Source organism: Pseudomonas sp. GM24, assembly GCF_000282235.1.
GTDB lineage: Bacteria > Pseudomonadota > Gammaproteobacteria > Pseudomonadales > Pseudomonadaceae > Aquipseudomonas.
Map to the genome: position 1 here is coordinate 1 of NZ_AKJR01000350.1, position 2,739 is coordinate 2,739.

A 2,739-nucleotide genomic window follows, 5' to 3' on the forward strand; every position below is an offset into this window, starting at 1 on the left:
CAGAACGTTCAGGTCGGCGTATTTTGCGAGCATCCCCCGGTCAGTCCCCTCTCCCACTGGGAGAGGGCTAGGGTGAGGGCAACGGCTTCAGGTCAGACCCAGATCAATGCCACCCCACACACCTTGGCGTATACTCGCCGCGCCCTTTTAGCCGCATGCGCGCCGGAGAAACCCAATGGATCCAGCATTATTAGAAGAGTGGATGATGACCGGCCTGGTCAGCATCCTGATCATTTTCATGGGTTTCATCGTCTGGGATTTGGCGAAGAAGTCCAAGGCCGGGCGCTTTGGCTCGTTCATTCTGTTCTTCGTGCTGGGCCTGGGCGTGGCCGCGTTCATCATCAAGAGTGTGGTGATCGGCCTGATCGAATCCGGCGCTTTATAAGCGCGCCGGCACTTCCTTCCACTGGCCCTGGTCGAGCCCTTCGATCGTCCAGTCACCAATCTTCACCCGCACCAGCCGCAATGTCGGCAGCCCGACCGCCGCGGTCATGCGTCGTACCTGACGGTTGCGCCCTTCGCGAATCACCAGCTCCAGCCATGAAGTCGGTATGGTCGCGCGAAAGCGCACCGGCGGATTGCGCGGCCACAACTCAGGCTCGTCCAGTTGTTGCGCTTCGGCCGGCAAGGTCATGCCGTCATTCAACTCAACACCATCCCGCAGACGCTGCAACTGCTCGGCCGTCGGCACGCCTTCGACCTGCACCCAATAAGTCTTCGCCAGTTTGTGTTTCGGATCGGCGATGCGCGCCTGCAACTGCCCGTCGTTGGTCAGTAGCAACAACCCTTCGCTGTCACGATCCAGGCGACCGGCCGGATAAATGCCGGGCACATCAATGAAATCCTTGAGGGTCGCCCGCCCTTCGCCGTCGCTGAATTGCGTCAGCACATCGAACGGTTTGTTGAACAGGATCAATTTCGGCTCGGCCGGGGGTGCCTTGGCAACACGGCGCGGGGAAGACGACTGAGGCTTCGCACCTGGGCGGCGAGAAGGTGGACGCGGGGGACGGGACATGGCGAAAAGAACATCTAACGGTCGAGGCTGACAATGCTAGTGCCCCGACCGCCAAATGACCACGATTAACCGTTAACGGAACGGCGGTTCGTCGAAGCTGCGCAGTTTGCGCGAGTGCAGCGAGTTGAGTTCAGTGCGCAGCAGGTCCACCGCTTCGATGCCGATCTTCAAGTGCTGGCTGACCGCACGCTCATAGAAGGCGTTGGCCGAACCCGGCAGCTTGATTTCACTGTGCAGCGGTTTGTCCGAAACGCACAGCAACGTGCCGTACGGCACCCGCAAGCGATAACCCTGCGCGGCAATCGTGCCGCTTTCCATGTCCACCGCCACGGCGCGGGACAGGTTGATCAACGGCCGCTCCTGCGCCCAGCGCAATTCCCAGTTACGGTCGTCGTAGGTCAGCACGGTGCCGGTGCGCAGGCGTTTTTTCAGGTCATCGCCCTTCTCACCGGTGACATTCGCCGCTGCTTGTTGCAGCGCCATTTGCACTTCGGCCAGTGCCGGGATCGGAATGTTCGGCGGCACCACGCGGTCGAGAATGCCGTCGCGACGCATATAAGCGTGGGCCAGCACATAGTCGCCAATGGTCTGCGACTGACGCAGGCCACCGCAGTGGCCGATCATCAGCCAGCAATGCGGACGCAGCACCGCCAGGTGATCGGTGATGTTCTTGGCGTTGGACGGGCCGACGCCGATGTTGACCAGGGTCACGCCGTGGCCATCGCTGGCAATCAGGTGATAGGCCGGCATCTGGTAACGGTGCCAGACCACACCGGCAGCAATCGCCGACGCTTCGCCGTGATCCATGCCCTTCTCGATGATCACATTGCCCGGCAAGACCATGCGCACGAAACGCGGGTCGCTGCGCAGTTGCTCCAGACCATGGACGATGAACTGGTCGACGTAGCGGTGATAGTTGGTCAGCAGAATCCACGGCTGCACATGGCGCCAGTCGCTGCCGGTGTAGTGCACCAGACGACGCAGCGAGAAATCCACGCGCGCGGCGTCGAACAAGGCCAGTGGCAGCGGATCGGTGTTTTCCCAGTCGTAGAGACCGTCGGCGATGCCGTCGGTGGCCGCGGACAGGTCGGTACTCGGGAACACCCGCGCCAGTACGGCAGCGGTGACGCCGGAGCCGGCCAGTTCATCGCCCTGCTCGACCACATACGGATACGGGATATTTTGCTGGCTGACGCCGACTTCCACGGTCACGGTGAAGTCATGCATCAACGGCACAAGTTGTTCGAGCAGGTATTTGCGGAACGCCGCCGGGTGGGTGACGGTGACGCTATAAGTGCCCGGCAATTGCACCTTGGCGTAAGCGCGGGTGGTCTGTGGGACTTCGCCCTGGCAATGGTAGGTCAGACGCAGTTCGGGATAACGAAACAGAGCACGCTGCGCAGCGTCGGGTTCGACGCGATCCTTGAGGTAACGCTTGAGCGCCGAGTTCAGCGCAGAGGTGGCCCGCTCGTGCAACTCGGCCAGACGATCCACGGCTTGTTCGGCGGTTTGAACGACAATAAACGCTTCGGTCACGATCAGCTTCCTGTGTTCTGACTTGCAGAGCTTCATCTTGCCTGCATCGTGGCGTCACGGGAACAGTGGCGTTGTGGGTGTACCCAAATCTTTCAGACAAAGCGAACCCCTGTGGGAGCTGGCTTGCCAGCGATGAGGCCGGCACATCCAACATCAATGTTGACTGACCTGCCGCCATCGCTGGCAAG

Annotated in this window: 3 protein-coding genes; 1 reads left to right on the forward strand and 2 read right to left on the reverse strand. The window is 61.1% G+C overall.

Annotated features, from left to right (window positions below):
- The first annotated feature begins 175 nt into the window (after window positions 1-175).
- Window positions 176-385, forward strand: a complete 210-nt coding sequence (locus PMI23_RS28180; protein ID WP_007909655.1) for a DUF2788 domain-containing protein — start codon at window positions 176-178, stop codon at window positions 383-385.
- Here PMI23_RS28180 and PMI23_RS28185 read toward each other — a convergent pair.
- Window positions 380-1,015: a pseudouridine synthase gene (locus tag PMI23_RS28185; protein ID WP_042705066.1), complete on the reverse strand. Its 636-nt coding sequence runs from the start codon at window positions 1,013-1,015 to the stop codon at window positions 380-382. The genes PMI23_RS28180 and PMI23_RS28185 overlap by 6 nt on opposite strands.
- A gap of 72 nt (window positions 1,016-1,087) precedes the next feature.
- Window positions 1,088-2,587 (reverse strand): AMP nucleosidase, encoded by a 1,500-nt coding sequence (gene amn, locus PMI23_RS28190; protein ID WP_162130176.1) that lies wholly within the window; start codon window positions 2,585-2,587, stop codon window positions 1,088-1,090.
- Window positions 2,588-2,739: the final 152 nt, after the last annotated feature.